This is a genomic window from Vibrio sp. S234-5 (assembly GCF_000960595.1).
Taxonomy (GTDB): domain Bacteria; phylum Pseudomonadota; class Gammaproteobacteria; order Enterobacterales; family Vibrionaceae; genus Vibrio.
In genome coordinates, this window is the sequence record NZ_JZAM01000194.1 from 1 (window position 1) to 3014 (window position 3014).

At 41.9% G+C, this 3014-nt stretch carries 3 protein-coding genes; all 3 read right to left on the reverse strand.

Annotation, left to right across the window (positions count from 1 at the left end; all coding sequences use genetic code 11):
* Window positions 1-131: 131 nt before the first annotated feature.
* Complete coding sequence (locus UF06_RS09190; protein WP_043877189.1) at window positions 132-452, reverse strand: hypothetical protein; 321 nt, start codon at window positions 450-452, stop codon at window positions 132-134.
* Between the two features lie 193 nt (window positions 453-645).
* Window positions 646-828 (reverse strand): DUF645 family protein, encoded by a 183-nt coding sequence (locus tag UF06_RS24190; protein WP_082069653.1) that lies wholly within the window; start codon window positions 826-828, stop codon window positions 646-648.
* Window positions 829-1469: 641 nt separating this feature from the next.
* Window positions 1470-1592 carry a DUF3265 domain-containing protein gene (locus tag UF06_RS28345; protein ID WP_080541742.1) on the reverse strand — a complete coding sequence of 41 codons (123 nt, stop codon included), beginning with the start codon at window positions 1590-1592 and terminating at the stop codon, window positions 1470-1472.
* Window positions 1593-3014: the final 1422 nt, after the last annotated feature.

Consider the following 3014-nt stretch of genomic DNA (forward strand, 5'->3'; position numbering starts at 1 on the left):
TGAAATGCGCTTTGATGGTATTAATATTCATGGTCGCTCCCCAAAAGAAGAGCATAAGATCACAGACCGTGCTTCAGGTCAAATTTAACCTTGCGTTGTACAAGAAATGTTCATGATCTTGCCCTGCCTTGTTATGTGTTTGAACCTATTGATTCAGCAATAAGTCTGTTCATGCGGTCCTTAACCGATTTATTAGGCCATGGCTCAGCCAAAACCCAAATTGGAACGGATAAGCCAGCTTTTGTATGCGAGTAAACTATATACAACAACACTGTGGTATCTGTTGGCTCTAAATTATTGAGTTTTAGCGATGTATCAACAGCTTCTAGATATAGACCATTTTCCATCTGTCTTGCATACATTTCATTGAGTTCGTTCCATTCTTTTATCGGCTCAGCAGCCAGACAGTTTAGAGAAAGTAGACACAAGAAAAGATTGATGAATTTTGTCATAGATTCCTTTACACATAACGCCCGCCTAAGGGGCTGGCAACGCATTACCACAAAACTCAATCAAAACAACTGAAACCACCGCGGCTCAATGGGACTGGAAACGCCACGCGTTGACAGTCCCTCTTGAGGCGTTTGTTAGCTTCGTAGCCTATTGTTTCACAATGGCTTTTAACACATTTGCTTGAAAGGCATTTTACGCAAAAACATCACACAAACACACGTCCAGAGCCAAAAGCTGTGAAGTTGGCTGCCAAAACTCAAAACGGTCAAGGCTAAGTTGACCACGGTTAAGAGTCCGCGACAAAGAAAGCACAATTTCAGCAATGATGAAGCCATTTGTGAAACCAAGCTTACCGTGTTGAACATCCAACAACATGGAAGCATCGAAACTTGTTGGCTTTCAGCAACTTTGAAACTGCTGAATCATCAACGCTTTCTGCCACGTGAATATCCGATTAAAACACAAAGGCTTATTCGTGATTTTTCAAAGCATGAAGCTGATTTTTCAGAACGTTAAACCTGAGCGTTTGATGATTTTTTAGATAGAAGCTAACGCCCTGCTAAGGGGTGAGCAATGTACTGCAAAAGCCACCGCACACCGACTTAATCACAAAACCCACCGCATGCTGAAAATGCCACGCATTGCGAATCCCTCTTAAGCAGTTTGTTAGCTTAAATTTCAGCACCTTAGATTTACCAAAGCTAAGATCAACCCGATTTGGGAAACCAACAAACCGCTTGATTTTTAAAACCCGAAATGACGCAAACTTTGTGGCCTTTCATTTGCTTTGAAAATCAACAAATTTTGATAAATCACTTTCGGAAAACTCAAAGCGAAAGCAAAACTTCCAAAGCGACTTTGAGCCAAGCTTGCTAACCTCGCGCAATCCCAAAATTCAATTGAGGCAACAACTCAAGATTCACATTGGCAAACAATGTTGATTTGCCGAAAAACCTGGGCGAATTGCCAAAGGAAGAAAGAAAAGACCACAACCACTTGATTTTTATTGTTTTAAGCTAACGCTGCGTTAAGGGGTGAGTGCCGCATAAACCAACCTTCCGCAAGCCACTTTCACCACCAAAACCAACCGCATACCAAAAATGCCACGCGGCATGAATCCCTCTTAAACGCCTTGTTATGTTTAAGACTCAATGGGTTAAGTTTTACGAAACCAAGAGCTTAACTCGACTTACCTTTGAAAACCAAAACCAGACGCTAAAAAGCTGAATTAACTCATAAATTTAGTCGTAATGACTTTGAATTTTAGCGTGAGAAACCGAAAACTTGAGCTCAAACTTTGAAACTAAGATCGCTTCATTCGACTCACAAACGCACTGAACTTAAATGAGGCAACTCTCTGAACTTTTAGCGCCCACGAATTGGAGTCCAGAAAACAGCGAACAACGAAGTTAACTTGCCGACAAGACCAAAATTAGAAAGCCGAAAATGCAAAGAAAAGATGCAACCAACTGATTTTACGTGATTAAACATAACGCCCGGTTAAGGGGCAGCCAACGCCATTACCAAGCTTCCGCATAATACCGTAACCACAAGAACCAACGCATAGTGAAAATGCCACGCGTTGGCTGTCCCTCTTGAACCGTTTGTTATGTTTAAGCTTCAATGACTTACGTTTTACCAAAGCCGAGATTAACTCAGCATTGACTCACAAACAAAAGGCAAAACCTAAAAAACTGAATTGACTCATAACTTTTGAAAAGCAGACTTGGGCTTTTAACATTTCAAGCTTTGACAACTAGAAACTTAAAACTGATTTCTGATTGAGCCAAACCGCCCTAACCTCGCGCTTACCCGAAAATTGATTGAGGCAATTCTCTGAATTTCCAGCGCCAAAGAACAAGTGTCCGGAAAACAGCGCCCGCTGAAGCCAACTTGCCGACAAACACAAAACCAATCAGCCGAGGGAACAAAGAAAAACAATAATCCACTGATTTTTGGTGATTAAACATAACGCCAAATTAAGCTGCTACCAACGCACAATGCCACTTAAAGCAATGCGCCATAATCACAAAACCATTTTAGAGCAGATTCAGCCGCGCGTTGGTAGTCAGGCTTGAATTTTTTGTTAGGTGTTACTGTTTCGCATTCATTAACTTGGCAAAGAACCACTCATTTAACGCATTACGATAAACGAAACCCAAACCTTTCACTCAATTTGGCAGCCAAATGCGATCAACTTAAAACAAGTATTCTGCTGATTTGATTGAGAAAACCAAAGCGCCTTTGCGCCAGTGAAACATTCAACCAACCACTACGATTTCCAATGAAGCAACCCACGAACATTGGCATGATAAAAAGCGAAAGAAACGTGATGATTGGGACAGACCAAGCCGATTTGCTGACATCCGTAAACGAATGGCTAGAGAAATCCCCGAATCTTTTCCCCAACAATTACGCTTTTCTCTTCGTAAACCTAACGCCCTGCTAAGGGGTGAGCAATGCACTACAAGAGCTACCGCACACCGCCTTAATCACAAAACTCACCGCATGCTGAAAATGCCACGCATTGCGAATCCCTCTTAAGCAGTTTGTTAGGCGCG